This is a genomic window from Roseibium sp. ROS1, assembly GCF_054658215.1.
This window is the reverse complement of the sequence record NZ_BAAGIG010000003.1, coordinates 1,003,291-1,019,916: the sequence shown is the minus strand read 5'-3', so window position 1 is coordinate 1,019,916 and position 16,626 is coordinate 1,003,291. Positions and strand designations below refer to the sequence as shown.

The 16,626-nt window shown below is 60.6% G+C and carries 17 protein-coding genes; 12 read left to right on the top strand and 5 right to left on the bottom strand.

All coding sequences use genetic code 11. The features are described 5' to 3' along the window. Positions 1 to 51 precede the first annotated feature (51 nt). The 3 genes from ACYQ6M_RS20820 (at position 52) to ACYQ6M_RS20810 (ending at position 2,769) form a co-directional block, all read left to right on the top strand. The gene (locus tag ACYQ6M_RS20820) at positions 52 to 1,440 is read left to right on the top strand and encodes a leucyl aminopeptidase family protein (RefSeq protein WP_460075333.1); all 1,389 of its coding nucleotides are present in this window, start codon (positions 52 to 54) and stop codon (positions 1,438 to 1,440) included. A gap of 72 nt (positions 1,441 to 1,512) precedes the next feature. Further along, positions 1,513 to 1,863 carry a MarR family transcriptional regulator gene (locus tag ACYQ6M_RS20815; protein WP_006934185.1) on the top strand — a complete coding sequence of 117 codons (351 nt, stop codon included), beginning with the start codon at positions 1,513 to 1,515 and terminating at the stop codon, positions 1,861 to 1,863. 33 nt (positions 1,864 to 1,896) lie between these two features. Beyond that, entirely contained in the window at positions 1,897 to 2,769 is an 873-nt protein-coding gene (locus ACYQ6M_RS20810) for a C40 family peptidase (RefSeq protein WP_460075330.1), read from the top strand. 93 nt (positions 2,770 to 2,862) lie between these two features. On the opposite strand, the gene ACYQ6M_RS20805 is transcribed toward ACYQ6M_RS20810, so the two are convergent. Next, positions 2,863 to 3,429, bottom strand: a complete 567-nt coding sequence (locus ACYQ6M_RS20805) for a hypothetical protein (RefSeq protein ID WP_055657470.1) — start codon at positions 3,427 to 3,429, stop codon at positions 2,863 to 2,865. Between the two features lie 78 nt (positions 3,430 to 3,507). Next, the gene (locus ACYQ6M_RS20800; RefSeq protein ID WP_460075328.1) at positions 3,508 to 4,695 is read right to left on the bottom strand and encodes a DNA recombination protein RmuC; all 1,188 of its coding nucleotides are present in this window, start codon (positions 4,693 to 4,695) and stop codon (positions 3,508 to 3,510) included. A 161-nt stretch (positions 4,696 to 4,856) separates the two neighbouring features. Here ACYQ6M_RS20800 and def point away from each other — a divergent pair, with 161 nt between their 5' ends. From def to truA, 5 genes are all read left to right on the top strand, one after another. Further along, positions 4,857 to 5,375, top strand: coding sequence for a peptide deformylase (gene def, locus ACYQ6M_RS20795; protein ID WP_031268905.1), 519 nt, complete (start codon positions 4,857 to 4,859; stop codon positions 5,373 to 5,375). A 37-nt stretch (positions 5,376 to 5,412) separates the two neighbouring features. Then, on the top strand, positions 5,413 to 6,045 hold the full coding sequence (locus ACYQ6M_RS20790) for a MarC family protein (RefSeq protein ID WP_460075326.1): 633 nt from the start codon (positions 5,413 to 5,415) through the stop codon (positions 6,043 to 6,045). Between the two features lie 156 nt (positions 6,046 to 6,201). After that, complete coding sequence (gene fmt / locus ACYQ6M_RS20785; protein ID WP_460075325.1) at positions 6,202 to 7,140, top strand: methionyl-tRNA formyltransferase; 939 nt, start codon at positions 6,202 to 6,204, stop codon at positions 7,138 to 7,140. Between the two features lie 22 nt (positions 7,141 to 7,162). Then, complete coding sequence (locus ACYQ6M_RS20780; protein ID WP_077290865.1) at positions 7,163 to 7,702, top strand: GNAT family N-acetyltransferase; 540 nt, start codon at positions 7,163 to 7,165, stop codon at positions 7,700 to 7,702. Continuing rightward, complete coding sequence (truA, locus tag ACYQ6M_RS20775; RefSeq protein ID WP_077290864.1) at positions 7,702 to 8,532, top strand: tRNA pseudouridine(38-40) synthase TruA; 831 nt, start codon at positions 7,702 to 7,704, stop codon at positions 8,530 to 8,532. Before ACYQ6M_RS20780 ends, truA begins: the two co-directional genes overlap by 1 nt. Before the next feature lie 19 nt (positions 8,533 to 8,551). Here the strand turns inward: truA and ACYQ6M_RS20770 are convergent, their stop codons facing one another. Next, on the bottom strand, positions 8,552 to 9,379 hold the full coding sequence (locus ACYQ6M_RS20770; RefSeq protein ID WP_031268907.1) for a DUF2189 domain-containing protein: 828 nt from the start codon (positions 9,377 to 9,379) through the stop codon (positions 8,552 to 8,554). Positions 9,380 to 9,755: 376 nt separating this feature from the next. Further along, complete coding sequence (locus ACYQ6M_RS20765) at positions 9,756 to 11,939, bottom strand: mechanosensitive ion channel domain-containing protein (RefSeq protein WP_460075322.1); 2,184 nt, start codon at positions 11,937 to 11,939, stop codon at positions 9,756 to 9,758. A gap of 295 nt (positions 11,940 to 12,234) precedes the next feature. On the opposite strand from ACYQ6M_RS20765, the gene ACYQ6M_RS20760 reads away from it, so the two are divergent. Genes ACYQ6M_RS20760 through ACYQ6M_RS20750 form a run of 3 tightly spaced genes read left to right on the top strand, consistent with a single transcriptional unit; the run spans position 12,235 to position 14,466 of the window. Continuing rightward, complete coding sequence (locus tag ACYQ6M_RS20760) at positions 12,235 to 12,660, top strand: DUF805 domain-containing protein (protein WP_031268909.1); 426 nt, start codon at positions 12,235 to 12,237, stop codon at positions 12,658 to 12,660. Between the two features lie 43 nt (positions 12,661 to 12,703). Beyond that, positions 12,704 to 13,876 carry a succinyl-diaminopimelate desuccinylase gene (gene dapE, locus ACYQ6M_RS20755; RefSeq protein WP_460075320.1) on the top strand — a complete coding sequence of 391 codons (1,173 nt, stop codon included), beginning with the start codon at positions 12,704 to 12,706 and terminating at the stop codon, positions 13,874 to 13,876. Continuing rightward, positions 13,873 to 14,466, top strand: a complete 594-nt coding sequence (locus ACYQ6M_RS20750) for a hypothetical protein (protein ID WP_022999774.1) — start codon at positions 13,873 to 13,875, stop codon at positions 14,464 to 14,466. Before dapE ends, ACYQ6M_RS20750 begins: the two co-directional genes overlap by 4 nt. Before the next feature lie 75 nt (positions 14,467 to 14,541). Here the strand turns inward: ACYQ6M_RS20750 and dapD are convergent, their stop codons facing one another. Continuing rightward, positions 14,542 to 15,396: a 2,3,4,5-tetrahydropyridine-2,6-dicarboxylate N-succinyltransferase gene (gene dapD / locus ACYQ6M_RS20745; protein WP_088665171.1), complete on the bottom strand. Its 855-nt coding sequence runs from the start codon at positions 15,394 to 15,396 to the stop codon at positions 14,542 to 14,544. A gap of 262 nt (positions 15,397 to 15,658) precedes the next feature. Between dapD and ACYQ6M_RS20740 the strand changes: the two genes are divergently transcribed. After that, on the top strand, positions 15,659 to 16,564 hold the full coding sequence (locus ACYQ6M_RS20740) for an EamA family transporter (protein ID WP_460075318.1): 906 nt from the start codon (positions 15,659 to 15,661) through the stop codon (positions 16,562 to 16,564). Positions 16,565 to 16,626: the final 62 nt, after the last annotated feature.

Genomic DNA, 16,626 nt, shown 5'->3' with positions numbered 1-16,626 from the left:
GGGCATCCTAGGTCTTGAAGATCGAATCCAATCTCCAACGGAGGTCCTCCCGTGCGCGAAAGCCTAGTCCGCAAGAGCGATGTATCCAGCTCCACGCCCATACACGCCGTCACCGAGGCAAGCCTGCCCCAAGTTCTGGACGGGCTCGGATCAGCAGCATTGAACTGGTGCAAGGTCAACGATTTTGCAGGCAAGCCTGCAACATCCCTGCTTGTCCCGGGAGCAGACGGTGCCGCGGTGCTGTTCGGCGTAGAGGATGGCGGTCTGTCGCATCCGCTGGCACTAGGCAGCCTGGTCGCCGGACTGCCGGAAGGCGATTACCATCTTGCCGAGGGGTTTCCGGATCCCGAACAGGCAGCGCTCGGCTTTGCCCTCTCCACCTATTCCTTTACCCGCTACCTGAAAAACGAAGGCAAGACCCGCCGTCTTGCCGTTGATGAGACCGTCGACCTGGATCGACTCGGAACGATTCTCGACGGGGTCCAGCTGGCGCGTGATCTCATCAATACGCCCGCGAACGATCTTGGACCGGGGGAACTATCCCAGGCCGTTGTCGCCCTGTTCAAGCAGCATGGCGGCACCGGGCGTATCGTCATCGGGGAAGACCTTCTGGAAGAAAACTTCCCGATGGTGCACGCAGTCGGCAAGGCCAGCAGCCGGGCGCCGCGCCTGGCAGACTTCACCTGGGGTGACGAAGCCGCGCCCAAGGTCACTTTGGTGGGCAAGGGCGTCATCTTCGATACCGGCGGTCTCAACCTGAAACCGGGCTCCTCCATGGCGCTGATGAAAAAGGACATGGGTGGGGCGGCCAATGTGCTGGGCCTTGCGTCCATGATCATGGCGTCAAAGCTTCCTGTTCGCCTGCGCGTCATCGTTCCCTGTGTCGAAAACGCTGTTGCCGGAAATGCCTTCCGGCCAGGAGACATCCTGCCGAGCCGCAAGGGGCTGACCGTCGAAATCGGCAACACCGATGCCGAAGGCCGGTTGATCCTCGCCGACGCCCTGGCGCTTGCAGACGAGGAGAGCCCGGAAATCCTGATCGATATGGCAACGCTCACCGGTGCTGCCCGCGTTGCTCTGGGGCCGGATCTGCCGCCTTACTACACGGACGACGAGGAACTTGCCGAGGACATCGCGGTCATGGCCGAGGCTGCGGCCGACCCGCTGTGGCGCATGCCGCTGTGGCAGCCCTATCTGAAATATCTCGACAGCAAGGTTGCCGATATCAATCACATCAATACATCCGGTGCCGGATTCGCTGGGTCGATCACGGCAGCGCTGTTCCTGTCCCGCTTTGTCGAGAACACCGACAGCTGGGTTCACTTCGATATTTTCGGTTGGACCCCGATGGAAAAGCCCGGAAAACCGATGGGTGGGGAAGCCCAGGGCATTCGTGGCCTGTTCGATGTCCTTTCGGAGCGTTTTCCGGGCGCACAATAACGGCTCCGAAACGTTTTCGTGCTTCGATGGTCATGGAGATGGATGGGGGAAAAGGATGGGACCCTGTAACTCATGGCCGTCGAATTGCGCGCCTCGCAGGCGCTGAAACTGATGCACGAGGTCAATCTGGCGCTTGTTCGCGATAGCGAACAGGATCTTTCCGCGCGCCAGTTGACGATCCTGATGACAGTCTATCTGGAGCCGCCGCCGCATACGGTGCGCGGGTTGGCTGCCAAGTTGAATGTCACCAAACCTGCCATCACCCGGGCGCTTGACACTCTGGGCGGTATGCGGCTTTTGTCGCGCAAGCGCGACGAAGCCGACAAACGCAATGTGATCATCACTCGCACGGTGGAAGGCGCACTTTATCTGGAGCAGCTTGGCGATCTCGTGGTGGAAAAGGCCCGGGAACTGCCGCGCTGACAGTCCAATCCATTTCGGGATCGACTATCGACCATGACCGAGACCTTCGACCGCCGCCGCCACCCGGTCCGTGCCGACCTTGCCGCCATCGACTATGAAGGCCGGGCAGCCGCTAGCCGTTTCGCCGAGGGCGAGGTGTTTCAGGTCATTGCCGACCAGCTGCCGATCCGGCCTGAACCGCGCCCGGACCGGCCGATCGACACCGAAGCCCTCAGCGGCGAGTGGGTGACGGTTTACGAGCAAACACCGGAAGGCTGGGCCTGGGGACAGCTCGACACGGACGGCTACGTCGGCTGGTTCTCCTCCGACGACCTTGGGCCTGTGAAGCCGGCAACCCACCGGGTGCGCGCTCTTCGGACCTACCGTTACCCGGTTGCCGACCTCAAGTTTCCGCCACTCGGGCTCCTGTCCATTGGCTCACTGGTCACGGTTATCGGTGAAACCGAAACGCGTGGGCTGGCCTATGCGCTCCTCAGCGATGGTTCGGCGGTTGTTGCCAAACACCTTGTGCCGCTGGACGCCGTTGAGAATGACTGGGTGGCTGTCGCCGAAGAGCTGATCGGCACGCCCTACCGCTGGGGTGGACGCTCGAGCCTGGGTCTCGATTGCTCAGCGTTGGTGCAACTTGCGGCGCAGACAGGCGGACACGGCCTGCCGCGCGACAGTGACATGCAGGAAGCGGAAGCCGGCGAAGCCGTTCCGCACGACGATCCAGCCGCATTGAAACGTGGTGATCTGCTGTTCTGGAAAGGCCATGTCGGCATCATCGCGGGCGAGAACCGCCTTTTGCACGCCAACGGCTTCACGATGACCGTCGCCTATGAGCCACTGGACAAGGCAATTGATCGCATCGCGGCAACGGAATGGGGCGCGATCACGAAGGCGCGGCGCCTGCCAGAGTTGTAAATGGACGAAAGGTGGCTGTGCCCCGGGCATTCAAGTGCTCGCCCGGGGTCTTGTCGGCTGTGATTTTGCGTTTGTCTAATCTACGAGATTACCTCAGCCGGGGAACGTCTGGACGCCAATGGATTCGAGTGCGCCGGACTTCGGGTTCTTGACCAGGCAAAGCTGGCTTTCAGTTCCCTGAATGAAGCAGACCATGGGACGCTCTTCCTGGCGGGCCCGCTCATAGGTCTCCCGTGTCACGCCTTCTTCTGCATAAAACGGAAATTCGCCGGCCTGCGGGCCTTCAGCGCCTTCCGGCCAAACCGGCAGCTTGGCGGATGTTGCGACATCGACATAGCCGCTGATCCAGTCCAGCAGGGCTGCCTGCATGTCGTTGAGGGTTTCGATGCCGTAAAAACCGAACAGGTCGTTCTGATCAAAGGTAGCCTGATATTCAATGCCACCGGACTGATTGAAGACCGCGAGCGAGACTTCCGCAGACCCGCATTCGCCCTGTGCATCGGCTTCAACCGAATAGGTGTCCAGCCAGACCGCTTCGACGGACTGCGAGCACTCTTCCGCCGCTGCATTCTGGCTCAGCGGGAGCGCTAGCCCCCCAAGCAACACGCCGGTGATCGCGATGTTAAGTGTCTTGGAAAAAAGGAAATTCCGGAACGACATACCTGCCTCCAAATCGACTCGGATCGAGCCGGCCGGACTGTAGACCCGGGGTAGAACAGCAGCAACAGATTTGCTGCGTCACCCCTTCGGTGTCATCGCCAGCTGGGGTTCGGCACTGGAAGCGTCCTTTGCAACGCTTTCGAGTTCTCCCAGCTCGAGATCCTCGATCCGGCGGCTGCGCTTGGAGATCTTGTCGGAGGAAATCAGGATCTGGTCGATATCCTTGTTCGCCTGTGCGAAATGGGCCTGAAGCTTGCCGACGCGATCGTTCAACCGACTGACATCGGCGACCAGGTGGCCGACTTCGGCCTGGATCAGATGGGCCTGCTCGCGCATCTTTGCATCGCGCAGCACCGACTGGATCACCTGGATCGACAACATCAGCAGCGACGGCGAGACGATCACCACCCGGGTGCGGTGCGCTTTCTGGATCAGATCCTCGAAGCTCTCGTTGAGTTCTGCAAACACGCTTTCCGATGGCACGAACAGGAACGCGGTATCCTGCGTTTCGCCGGGCAGAAGGTATTTCTCGCCGATGTCCTGAATGTGTTTGGTGAAGTCGCGGCGGAACTGGGCCTGGGCATACTTCAGCTGGTCGTCGGTTTCCGCATTGCGCAGCAGGTTGAAGGCTTCCAGCGGAAACTTGGCGTCGATGGCCAGGGGCGGCGCACCGTTCGGCATGTGAATCAGGCAGTCCGGGCGGCTGTTGTTCGACAGCGTTGCCTGGAAGGAATAGGTGCTGGGCGCCATCTGGTCCTGGACAATCGCTTCCATCCGGCCCTGGCCGAAGGCGCCGCGGGTCTGCTTGTTGGACAGGATAGCCTGCAACTGGCCAACCTGGCCGGAGAGATCGGTAATCGTGCGCTGCGCCCGGTCGATCACCGCCAGCCGCTCGTGCAGGTGCCTGAGGCCGTCCTGCGTGCGCTTGCTGGTATCGGCCATCGAAAGGTTCAGCTTGTGACCCATGCCGTCCAGGCGCTCGTTGACGGCGCGCATCATGTCGGACTGCCGCGAGCCGAACACTTCCGCCATGGTCTGCATGCGGCCGGTCATTTCCCCCTGAGATTTCAGAAGTTGCGAGAGATGGCTTTCCAGCTCGTGAATGCGCTCGCCGGCCACTGCGTCCGATTCGGCACGCAAACGGATCTCCCGCATGGTCTTCAGGACTAGCCAGACAATCAGCGCCAGAAGAAACAGGCCGCCGGCGATGGCAGCTTCCAGAACCGTCACCGGACGGCCACTCAAATCGAACAGGATCTCATTCATGAAACAAACATAGAACGATTCGGGGCGAAGGCCCATCCGCGCGGCAGGAGAGAGCTGTAGACTTCTACCAGGTAGCCGGTCCGGTCGAAGGCGTTGAAAACGGGAGGCTGCCGCGCTATTTCCGCGTTGACCGGAGCGCTCCGATTTCTTATGTCAGGCGCATGACAATACGCCCGATCATCACCATTCCCGATCCGGTCCTGCGCGAGGTGTGTGCACCTATCGTGACCGTCGACGACGACGTCCGCAAACTGGCCGACGATATGCTGGAAACCATGTACGATGCCCCCGGTATCGGACTTGCCGCCAGCCAGATCGGGCTGCTGCAACGCATCTTCGTGCTGGACGTCGCCAAGGAAGACGCGCCGAAAGAGCCGATGGTGTTCATCAATCCGAAGATCGTCTGGTCGAGCGAGGACCTGTCCGTCTATCAGGAAGGTTGCCTGTCGATCCCCGATTACTACGAGGAGGTCGAGCGGCCTGCCGAAGTAACGGTCCAGTTTCTCAACCGGGAAGGCGCCGAACAGGAGATCAAGGCCGACGGGCTTCTGGCAACCTGTATTCAGCACGAGCTTGACCATCTCAACGGGAAGCTGTTCATTGACTACCTGTCGAAGCTGAAGCGCGAACGCGTTGTCAAGAAATTCACCAAGCAGGCAAAGCTGGCCGGAAAACTCTGATCCGCTGCTGCCTGGCTGAAACCGCGGGGCGGCATAAATGGATCAGGTCCTGTTCCTGAAACTCTTCGCTGCGCTTTTTGCAATCATGAACCCGATTGCAAACCTGCCGGTGTTCTTGTCGCTCACCGCCGACAAAGGGCCGGGGTTTGAGCGCAAGGTTGCCCTGACGGTGCTGATTGGCCTTGCCCTTGGCTCCGCATTCATCGGCCTCACGGGCGACGCCATTCTCAAGGTCTTCGGCATCAGCCTGGATGCGTTTCGGCTTGCCGGTGGTTTCCTCATTCTCCTGATCGCGCTCAACCTCATCTCAGGTGAGAAGAGCAAGGCGCATCATGGGACGGACGAGGAACAGGAACATCATTCCGAACAGGACAATCCTGCAATCTATCCGCTGACCGTACCGATCCTGCTCGGGCCGGGAACGATCTCGACCATGATTATCTACCGTGGCCAGGTCACGGATCTTTCCCACGAAATTTCGTATATCGCTGCCATTGCTGCCTCCATCGCCGTTCTCGTAGGCACATTCTTCGCCGCCCCGTTCCTGTCGAAGTTCCTCGGCCAGACCGCAACCAGCGTCATGAGCCGCCTGATGGGGATGATCCTGGCGGCCATTGCGATGGAAATGATGGTCGGAAGCCTAAAGGTCCTGCTGCCAGGCCTGGCTTGAAGCGAGCTGACGCCACGCGGCAGGCCTGATCGATTTCGCACTTCCGGGAAGGAGTAGCCCTGGGTGCAGGGGCGCCAACAACGCACGCTGCCCCCTTGCAACACCCGCCGCGAGACGCAATAAGGGCGCAGATCTTCAAAACCCCTCAGGAGCCTCATGTCCTTACGCGTCATCTTCATGGGCACCCCGGATTTCTCGGTGCCGACCCTCATGGAAATCGTCGGCCAGGGCCACGACGTGGTCGCCTGCTATTCGCAGCCGCCGCGTCCTGCAGGCCGGGGCATGGACCTGAAGAAATCGCCGGTTCATGAGGCCGCTGAATCGTTCGGTATTCCGGTGTTCACGCCGCAGAGCCTCAAAGGGGCAGAAGAGCAGGAGGCCTTTGCGGCCTTGGATGCAGACGTCGCGGTGGTGGTTGCCTACGGCCTTCTCCTGCCGAAACCGATCCTGGAAGCGCCGGAATACGGTTGTCTCAACCTTCATGCTTCCATGTTGCCGCGCTGGCGCGGCGCAGCGCCCATCAACAGGGCGATCATGGCCGGTGACAAAGAAACAGCCGTTCAGGTGATGCGCATGGAAGAGGGGCTCGATACCGGCCCCGTCTGCATGTCGGAAACCGTTGCCATCGGCGAGAACATGACGGCCGGAGACCTTCACGACAAGCTGTCTTCGCTCGGCGGGGATCTGATGGTTCGGGCGCTGGCGGCCTTGTCGCGCGGGGCGCTTGGCGACCAGACCCAGGCAGAGGACGGTGTCACCTACGCGGCCAAGCTCTCCAAGCAGGAAACCCGGATCGACTGGTCGAAACCGGCTGCGGAGGTTCACAACCACATTCGCGGCCTGTCACCCTTTCCCGGTGCCTGGTGCGAAATGCCGCTCGGCGGCAAGATGGAACGGGTCAAGGTCCTGCGCAGCACGCTTGGCGAAGGCTCCGGCACGCCGGGATCCGTCCAGACCGGTGGGGATGTGCCAGTGATTTCCTGCGGTGCGGGTGCCGTACGTCTGGAACAGGTTCAGCGGGCCGGCAAGAAGCCGATGAGCGGCGCGGAATTCCTGCGCGGAGCATCGCTTTCTGACGGCACGGTTCTGGACTAATCTGAGGTTCGAGGAGACCGACATGACCCAAGCTGCCGAAGCTGCCGGCCTTGCCATCAGAAACGTGACTTCTGACGATGAAGCTTCCGTCAGAGAGCTGGTCACCGCTGCCTTTCCGTCCGACATGGAAGCCCGCCTCGTGCACACGCTGCGTCATTGCGGCGCTCTGGTGCTGGAACAGGTCGCGGTCGATGCCGGCGGCCGGATCGTCGGACATATCGCCTATAGCCGTGTCACCCCGGCTGCCATCGGTCCGGGGCAGGGCATGCAGGTTGTTTGCCTTGCGCCTGTTTCTGTCTGGCCGGACCTGCAGAAGACCGGCATCGGTTCGGCGCTGATCAAGGCCTCTCTGGAAAGCCTGAAGGATCTGGGAGAGGACCTTGTTCTGGTGCTCGGCCCGCCGTCCTATTATCCGCGCTTCGGTTTCGATCCCGTGCTGGCACGCAAGGTGCAGGGACCTTATGCGGGCGATGCCTTCATGGCGCTTGCGCTGACGGAAGCCGGATCGCGGGACCTGCCAATCGAGGTGGCCTTCGCCACACCCTTTGAAGAATTCGAGTAATGCCCCGCTACAAACTGACGGTGGAATATGACGGCAGGCCGTTCAGCGGCTGGCAGCGCCAGGCGAACGCGCCGTCCGTCCAGGCGGTGATCGAACGTGCCGTCAAGGCATTCTCCGGTGAGGAGGTGACCATCGGCGGCGCCGGTCGCACAGACACCGGCGTCCACGCCACCGGGCAGGTCTGCCATGTGGATCTTTCGAAGGACTGGGACGCAAGAACGGTCATGGGGGCGCTGAATTTCCATTGCCAGCCCCATCCGGTGGTGATTCTGGATGCTGCGGAAATGCACGAGGGCTTCGACGCGCGCTTTTCCGCGATCCGCCGCTCCTACCGCTATCGCATTCAAAACCGGCTGCCGCCGCTCACCCACCAGCTTGGTCTTGCCTGGCATGTGAAGGTGCATCTCGATGCGGACGCCATGCACGCGGCTGCGCAGGAATTCGTCGGTCATCACGACTTCACCACCTTCCGTCACACGCGCTGCCAGGCAAAAAGCCCGGAAAAGACGCTGGAGGAATTCCGGGTCTACCGCGAGGGCGAGTTCGTCATTGCCGAATGCGCGTCACGGTCCTTCCTCCACAATCAGGTGCGCTCGATGGTCGGCTCCCTGCGCCTGGTCGGTGAGGGCAAATGGGGGCCGGGTGATGTCACCAGGGCCCTGCAAGCCCGCGACCGGAACGCCTGCGGCCCGGTGGCGCCGGCAGACGGGCTTTACCTGACCCGTGTCGACTACCGCTCGGCGGAAATGGACATCGAACTCAAGAAGGACTGGCAGTCCCGCAAGGCCGTGTTGGCTGCCGGAGAAGGCGAAGAAGACGGCGACGCGTGAGAGGATCCCCGTTAGCCCGTCACAACGTCTCCTCGGGTATCTCCACGCATTTCTTGTAGAGATGCCAGGTCGTATGACCGAGGATCGGCAGGGACACGACCAAACCCAGGAACGCCGGTGCCATCGACACGATCAGAACCGCGGTTACGACAAAGGCCCAGCCGATCATCGGGACGGGCGATGTGAATACAGCGCGCACGCTGGTGATCATGGCTGTGATGAAGTCCCGGTCCTCCTCCATCAGCAACGGGAAAGACACCACGGTCAACGAGAACAGGATCAGCGACAAGATTGCACCCACCACGTGGCCAACGGCCAGGAACATCAGGCCTTCCGGGGTGGAGATGACCTGGGTCAGAAACTCGTCGAACGAGGCAAACGACCGGAAGCCGAGGAACAGCGCGAGCAGCAGGCGCACCTGATACATCCACATGATCTGGATGAACAGAACCACGAAGGCCATCCAGGAAAGTTCCCGCCCCTTTTGGGCCCACATGGTGCCGAAGATGCGTGACCAGGAAAGCTCCTCACCATTTTGGAGACGCCGGCTGACCTCGTAGAGACCAACCGCAGCGAACGGCCCGATCAAGACGAAACCGGCCGCTGCCGGATAGGACAGGTAACTCATGTTGAGGGCGGCCGCGCTCAAGACGACAAACAGGCCCCCAAGAGCGAAAAACGCGCCGATCGCCAGGCCGTAGACCGGCGCCCTGCGGAAATCGGCCAGACCCGCAGCGAACGCGTCGATCACGTCGTTGACGGTAATCTTGTTGACCTTTGGCATGGGCCGCAATCCAGTTGTTGCGGATGCCCCGCTACCGTGCGGGGTTGACGTGTTGTCACTCATCAGGCGGCTTCCTCCCAAAAGCATATTGCCCGCCCGCCTCCCGCGGACAGGCAATCTTAGGCACGGAACGGTGTCCGGCTCAATCGGGAGAAGGGCTTATGCGCCGGTTAAATCCGACGTGAAGCGCGGGCAGACCTGCGTGCCATGTTATCCAGTCGTGAAAATGGGGAGCAGGGCTTTGGGCCCATCCTTCGAGACGGCCTGGTGGCCTCCTAAGGATGAGGCTGCGGTTTGCTGAAGCCTTTTTTCCCCGTATCGCCTCATCCTGAGGAGCCGCGATAGCGGCGTCTCGAAGGATGGGCCACAAACGCTGTGCCCACCGCTCTCACAGGCGAAGCGGCAGGCCGTTATGTTGCAGGCGAAGCAAGGCAGAGCCTCACTCGGTAGCCGGCTTCTTGTCCATGTCGGCGGCTGCGGCAGCCGCAGCTGCTGTGACGGCTTCCTTTTGCTTGTCGTCCAGCTTCGCGGTGTCGGGAATGTTGACCCGCACCTCCTTGCGCGCGAACTGGATGCCGTTGTCCTCGAACGCTTGTTGAACGCGCTTGTAGATTTCCTTGCGGATGCCGAACTGCTTGCCGGGTTTGGTGGTGTACTTGCCGCGCACCACGATGCCGACGTCGTCAACATCGGCAACGCCCTGTCCCTTGAACGGGGCCAGAATGTCGTCCTTGAACTCTTCCATCTCCATGATTTCCTGGCCGATCCGCTTGAAGAGCTTGCGAACCTTCTCGACATCCGTGTCGAAAGGAACGGTGAACTTCAGCTTCATGATCACCCAGTCACGGGACAGGTTGGTGAGCTTCGGAATTTCGCCATAGGGGACGATATGAACGGCACCACGCGTGCCGCGCAGCTGCAGGGACCTTATCGAGATTTTCTCGATAGTGCCCTGTGTACCGCCCGCATCGATGAATTCACCCAGACGGAAGGCATCGTCCATCAGGAAGAAGATGCCTGAGACCACGTCGCGCACCAGGGTCTGCGCCCCGAAGCCGACTGCCAGGCCAACGACACCGGCACCGGCCAGAAGCGGCGTGATGTTGATGCCCAGCTGGCTGAGGGCGAGCAGCGTGGTCAGGGTCAGGATCGTGATCTGCACGACGACGCGGATCAGCGGCAGGATCGTTGCCAGGCGCGACTTGCCGGCCCCGCCCATCTCCGCGTCTTCATCTTCGTTGGAAGGCGGCGGCGAGTCCTTGGCGAGCTGGTGGGCAACCCAGAGATTGGTGATTTCCCAGGCAAGGTAACCGGCGGCCAGAATAAGCAGGAAGATAACCGTATGCCGGGCGACCGAGGACCCGTCTTCCGCGCCGAGCGCGAGCAGATTGAGACCATAGATCCTGCCGACCATCAGCACCAGGAAGGCAAGCAGGGCCACGCGGGCAATGCGCACGTAGCTGTGCCGGGTCTGCATATGGGCAGCTTCCGCAACCGGACCTTCCCCGCGCATGGGCGGAACGATGTGGGAGACGATGCCGCGTACCATCGTGTCGAGAAACGGCGCGAACACGACCAACGCGATCACGGCGAGAGAGCGTCCCGCGGTCAGCGCCTCGATGCCCATGCTGGTTGTTATCTGAACCAGCAGCCAGTTGAAGGCGATGAAGGCAATCGAGAAGTAGGGCCAGAACCGGGCCATGCGTTCCAAGCCGCTGGTTGGCTGGTGCTCATCACCCAGAATGATGCTCGTCAGGCCATGACGGGCGTTCCAGATGACCATGGCGATCCAGAGATTGACGCCAAAGCCGATGAAGAAGCGGAAGGTTTCGGCAACATCTCCGTCGCCGGCCTCGATCATGATGTTACGCAGGAAGAACGTGACTCCAACGAAGGCGAAGAGGCTCGTGAAGCTGCGGTAAAGTGACTTGGCGGTGGTGTCGTCCGCGGTGACGAGGCGCAGCTCGCTGCGATGCGGCGCCAGGGCAAAACGCAGCAGGGCTGCGACGATGCGTGGCAGGAAAACGATCCAGTATACCGCCTGAAAGGCAAAGGCTCTGGCGACAGGATCGAAAATCGCGATCTTGCCGACAGCGAAGGCGACGATTGCAAAAACAATCAGCCCGCCAAGATCAAGCGCTGCACGTGTGGAGACCAGTTTGACAGTTTCAAAGAGGCTGTGGGGCGCATGGCTCTGGATTTTCTCCCGGCGGGAGGCGAATAGCCGGTTGACCAGGAACTCGGCGGCAAACCCGGCGGCCAGGATAAGTGCAATCGCACCGATGAAGATATGCACGGGTCCTGCGACCGTTCCCGCAATCAGCGCGCCGATACTGGAGAAAAGGCTGCTGAAGAGCTCCGGCACTGTTCGGAAACTGTTGGCAATCAGCGCGCCGAACTGATCGGCTGCAGTCTGCACCTTCTCGATCAGTTCGACTTCTTCTGACGGAGGCGGGGTCTGCGCGCCCTTGGCTGCGGCACCTTGCTGCAGCAGGGTCATCAGGTCGGTCAGCGCCTTCACCTGTTCCGGATCGAGATCGGAGACAAGCTTTTCCATGGCTTCGGGCTGAAGCTGCGACGGAAGGTTTTTTCCGGTGTCCTGTGCGTTGGCCGGCAGTGCCATAGTGGACAAGAACGCCAGAAATACTGAGAATGCACAGGCAGTTAGTCTAGTCTTCCAGGCACCGGTCATCAGCGAGCCCCCTCGTCGGCAGTGAACCTTCAAAATTAGGATTGGCACGCCGAACGTGCAAAATCCATTAAAATTACCCAAGGTAATAGGGGTGCAAACTATACGACTGGCACAATTCGCATGATTACGCACTGGCCAAGGCCGGTGCGACTGTGTAACAGACCTTGATCCGGCCCGCGTATGCGTCTACCTCCTTGCCAGATCAATCGAACCTGAGCTGGATGGAATGACAACGCCCCCACAGAGCGCGAATACTGCCCCGGGGCCGATCTGGGCCCTTTTGAGCCCTATCGGTCGTATGGGCCGGGAACCCTATTGGCTGTGTTTCCTTGTCAGCTGGATCATCTTCGGCATTGCGCTGCGGATATGGTGGCTTTCCTCCGCTGAAACGCCGACGCCTGAATCCATGATTTCCGGTGACTACATCGGCACGAATCCGCTGTTTCCGGTTCTGTTTTTCGTTCTGCAGTGGGTGGAACTGGCACTGGTCGTCAAGCGGTTGCAGGACATCGGTCAGAGCGGGTTCCTCGCACTTTTGATCTTCGTTCCGATCCTGAATGTGATCATGCTGATCTTTCTCGGCGTTGTGCCGAGCCAGGGCCAGCCGAACCGCCATGGCCCGATGCCAAACAGCTACTGGCGCAAGCGCTGAACGCGCGTGAACCTTGCATACGACTAACCAAAGAGACTGTTTCATGCCCACTTCCGCCGTCGCAATCGCACAGGACCTGATCCGTTGCCCGTCCGTGACCCCTGCCGAAGGCGGCGCGCTGGCATCGCTGGAAGCGTTGCTCGGCAAGGCCGGGTTTGCCGTGTCGCGCGTCACGTTCCAGGACGAGGACACGCCGGACGTGGAGAACCTTTTTGCCTCCATCGGCAGCGGTGCACCGCATTTCGTCTTTGCAGGCCACACGGATGTGGTTCCGGCCGGTGCCGAGAGCGACTGGCGGCACGGCCCGTTTGAGGGGACCATCGACAACGGCATGCTGTTTGGCCGAGGCGCAGTCGACATGAAAGGCGGCATCGCGGCCTTTGCAGCAGCAGCGCTTGATTACGTTGCCGAAAAGGGCCCGGATTTTGGCGGCACGATTTCCTTTCTCATCACCGGCGACGAGGAAGGCCCGGCAGTCAACGGCACCGTCAAGCTGCTTCAGTGGGCCAGGGAACAAGGGCATGTGTTCGATGCCTGCATCGTCGGCGAGCCGACCAATCCGGATGTGCTCGGCGATGCCATCAAGGTCGGGCGGCGCGGATCGCTGTCCGGCACCATCACGGTCCGGGGTGTCCAGGGCCATGCCGCCTACCCGCATCTGGCTGACAACCCGATCCCGGGCCTGGTTCGCCTTCTGGCCGCGCTTGATGCGCTGGAGCTGGACAAGGGCAACGAACGCTTTCAGCCGTCCAATCTGGAGATTGTCTCCGCTGATGTGGGGAATCCGGCCTTCAACGTCATCCCGGCGCGGGCAGAGGCCCGTTTCAACATTCGCTACAATGACGAATGGACGCTGGAGAGTCTCAAGGCCCGCATCACCGGGACGCTTGAAGCGGTAGACCTTGGAAACCTAGCGCTTGGGCTGGAGTTCAAGCGCGATGCCAGCGAATCCTTCCTGACGCGGGACGAAGTCCTGATCGAAGCCCTGAGCAAGGCTGTGGAAGCGGAAACCGGCCGGGTTCCGGAGCTTTCAACGGGCGGAGGAACATCAGACGCCCGCTTCATAAAGAACTACTGTCCCGTCGTGGAATTTGGCCTTGTCGGCCAGACGATGCACAAGGTGGACGAATGTGTCGCGGTTGAGGACCTTGACCGGCTGGCAGCAATCTACAAAAAATTCCTCTTCAGCTATTTTTCCGGAGCAGACGGGAATTGATCAGCAAGGTCGAAATTCGCGCGGCATTGGACGGGTCCTGGTTGCTTCTGCGCAACCGTCCGGAAGGAATGGCGTTTTTCGACCAGTCCATTCAGGGGTTCTGGCGTTCGTTCTCCGTCATCTTTCTGCTGGTGCCGGTTTACGTGGTCAGTTGCCTTGCGGAAAAGCGGCTCTTTTTCGCCGAGAACCTCTACCATCCCGACGCCTTTCCGAACGGTAGCTACTGGTTTGCCCAGTTCCTGGGAATGGGCGTCGACTGGCTGGCACTACCGTTGTTGCTGGCGTTGCTGGCAGCGCCGATAGGCATTTCGAACCGCTACGTGTCTTTCATTGTCGTACGCAACTGGACAAGCCTGCTCGCGTCGGTGCCGTATCTCTTTACCTACATCCTGTTTCTTCTGGACGTTATCTCGCCTGGCATCGTTGTCTTGTTGTCGCTGACCTGCCTCTTTGTCGTGATCTGGTATCGCTACCAGGTCGCCCGCATCGCGCTTCAGACAACCGTGAGCCTGACCATCGGCGTCGTCGTCCTGGATGTGTTGCTCACGCTCGTGATTTCCCAGGTGGTCGGGCTTTTGTGGGGCGCATGAAAAACCCCGCCGGGTTAGGGCGGGGCTTTCCGGATTTCCAGATGTCGGAGCGCTCGCGGCGCTCCCTGGTCTGCGTCAGTCGCGCAGAAGTTCGTTGATGCCGGTCTTGGAACGGGTCTTTTCGTCAACCGTCTTCACGATTACGGCGCAGTAAAGGTTCGGAGCGGCTTCGCCGTTGCCCATCACGCTGGACGTCGGCATGGAACCTGCGACAACCACGGAGTAGGGCGGTACTTCGCCGTAGGTGATCTCGCCGGTCATGCGGTTGACGATGCGGGTGGACTGGCCAATGAAGACACCCATGCCGAGCACGGAACCTTCGCGCACGATACAGCCTTCGACCACTTCGGAGCGTGCGCCGATAAAGCAATTGTCTTCGATGATCACCGGACCGGCCTGGAGCGGTTCCAGAACGCCGCCGATGCCGACGCCGCCGGACAGGTGGACGTTCTTGCCGATCTGGGCGCAGGAGCCGACGGTCGCCCATGTGTCGACCATTGTGCCTTCGTCAACAAAAGCACCGAGATTGACGAAGGACGGCATCAGGACCACGCCCTTGCCGATAAAGGCAGAGCGGCGAACGATGCAGTTCGGCACGGCGCGGAAACCGGCGTTTTCAAAATCCATGCCGCGCCAGCCGTCGAACTTGGACGGCACCTTGTCCCACCAGGTGGCGTCGCCGGGGCCGCCCTTGATGATGTCCATCGGGTTCAGGCGGAACGACAGCAGAACAGCCTTCTTGGCCCACTGGTTGACCGCCCAGTCGCCATCCTTCTTCTCCGCAACGCGCAGCTTGCCACGGTCGAGCAGGTTCAAAGTTTCCTCGACCGCGTCCCGGACTTCACCGGTGGTCGTGGTGTCGATGGCTGCACGGTCTTCGAAAGCGGCGTCGATGATCTTGGACAGGGAAGCGAGATCGTGGGTCATCAGGCAGATGGTCTCCGGGCGTTAACATTTCTGGCGCGGACCTAAGCTGCCCGGCAAGGTGCTGTCAAGCACGGGAGGGTCGGCAGATGTCCTGTAGCCGTCAAACAAGCCGCCATTCTCGGGGGAATGCTGGCTGGATTACACCTGCCGTCCAGGTCGATGAGTTGAGAAAAAATAAAATGTTGGTTGCGATCACGGCAGTTTAAAGCGGTGACTAAATCGCTAGGGTGAAATCAATTCAACAAAATCGACAAGAGTACGTTCCGTGGAATTATGGATCCCGATCACCATTGCAGCAGCGTTCTGCCAGAACCTGCGCACGGCCCTCCAGAAACACCTGAAAGGTCAGCTTGGCACCACCGGGGCAACATTTGTGCGGTTCGGCTACGGCGTGCCTTTTGCGATCGCCTATGCTGCCGTGCTGCACGTCGTGTTCAAGTTCCCGCTGCCTGAACCGACACCGATGCTTTTGATTGCCGGGGCGCTGGGCGGTCTGGCGCAGATTCTCGGCACGTTTCTGCTGATCCACCTGTTCTCCTTCCGCAACTTTGCCGTCGGGACCGCCTATTCCAAGACAGAACCGATCCAGGCGGCGCTCTTCAGCTTCGTCGTTCTCGGCGAACACATTTCCCTGGCGGCTGGACTGTGCATTCTGGTCGGCGTCATCGGTGTGGTGGTCATTTCCCTGGCACGGGTTCCGTTGACACTGACTGCCATCCGCACCTCACTGGTCGGACGTCCGGCATTGATCGGCCTTGCCTCGGCTGCCTTTTTCGGAGCGTCCGCCGTCGCCTACCGCACGGCTTCACTGTCGCTGGAAGGCACCGGGGTGCCGATGCAGGCCGCCTACGCGCTGGTTTATGCAACGGCTTTCCAGACAATCGTCATGGCAAGCTGGATGGTGCTGCGTGAACCCGACCAGTTGCGTGCCAGTCTTCGCGCCTGGCGAGCAGCCGTCTGGGTTGGCGCTTCCGGCGTGGCCGGGTCTGTCGGCTGGTTCACGGCAATGACGCTGCAAAACGTTGCCTATGTGCGCGCACTTGCCCAGGTCGAACTCGTGTTCACCTTTCTGGTGTCATGGCTGGTGTTCAAGGAAGCGATCGCCCGGTCCGAGATTTTCGGCTGCATGCTCATCGTTGCGGCGGTCGTGGGGGTTATCCTGCTGCGTTAGAACAGCCCAAAAGCTCTGAAGCAATATCGCTCAATCCCTTCAGTCAAACTGTAAAGTGACCT

Excerpts from the sequence above, each read along its gene's own strand:
- ACYQ6M_RS20815 (WP_006934185.1), top strand. The coding sequence starts at position 1,513 with ATGGCCGTCGAATTGCGCGCCTCGCAGGCGCTGAAACTGATGCACGAG.
- ACYQ6M_RS20810 (WP_460075330.1), top strand. The coding sequence starts at position 1,897 with ATGACCGAGACCTTCGACCGCCGCCGCCACCCGGTCCGTGCCGACCTT.
- ACYQ6M_RS20805 (WP_055657470.1), bottom strand. The coding sequence starts at position 3,429 with ATGTCGTTCCGGAATTTCCTTTTTTCCAAGACACTTAACATCGCGATC.
- ACYQ6M_RS20800 (WP_460075328.1), bottom strand. The coding sequence starts at position 4,695 with ATGAATGAGATCCTGTTCGATTTGAGTGGCCGTCCGGTGACGGTTCTG.
- def (WP_031268905.1), top strand. The coding sequence starts at position 4,857 with ATGACAATACGCCCGATCATCACCATTCCCGATCCGGTCCTGCGCGAG.
- ACYQ6M_RS20790 (WP_460075326.1), top strand. The coding sequence starts at position 5,413 with ATGGATCAGGTCCTGTTCCTGAAACTCTTCGCTGCGCTTTTTGCAATC.
- fmt (WP_460075325.1), top strand. The coding sequence starts at position 6,202 with ATGTCCTTACGCGTCATCTTCATGGGCACCCCGGATTTCTCGGTGCCG.
- ACYQ6M_RS20780 (WP_077290865.1), top strand. The coding sequence starts at position 7,163 with ATGACCCAAGCTGCCGAAGCTGCCGGCCTTGCCATCAGAAACGTGACT.
- truA (WP_077290864.1), top strand. The coding sequence starts at position 7,702 with ATGCCCCGCTACAAACTGACGGTGGAATATGACGGCAGGCCGTTCAGC.
- ACYQ6M_RS20770 (WP_031268907.1), bottom strand. The coding sequence starts at position 9,379 with ATGAGTGACAACACGTCAACCCCGCACGGTAGCGGGGCATCCGCAACA.
- ACYQ6M_RS20765 (WP_460075322.1), bottom strand. The coding sequence starts at position 11,939 with ATGGCACTGCCGGCCAACGCACAGGACACCGGAAAAAACCTTCCGTCG.
- ACYQ6M_RS20760 (WP_031268909.1), top strand. The coding sequence starts at position 12,235 with ATGACAACGCCCCCACAGAGCGCGAATACTGCCCCGGGGCCGATCTGG.
- dapE (WP_460075320.1), top strand. The coding sequence starts at position 12,704 with ATGCCCACTTCCGCCGTCGCAATCGCACAGGACCTGATCCGTTGCCCG.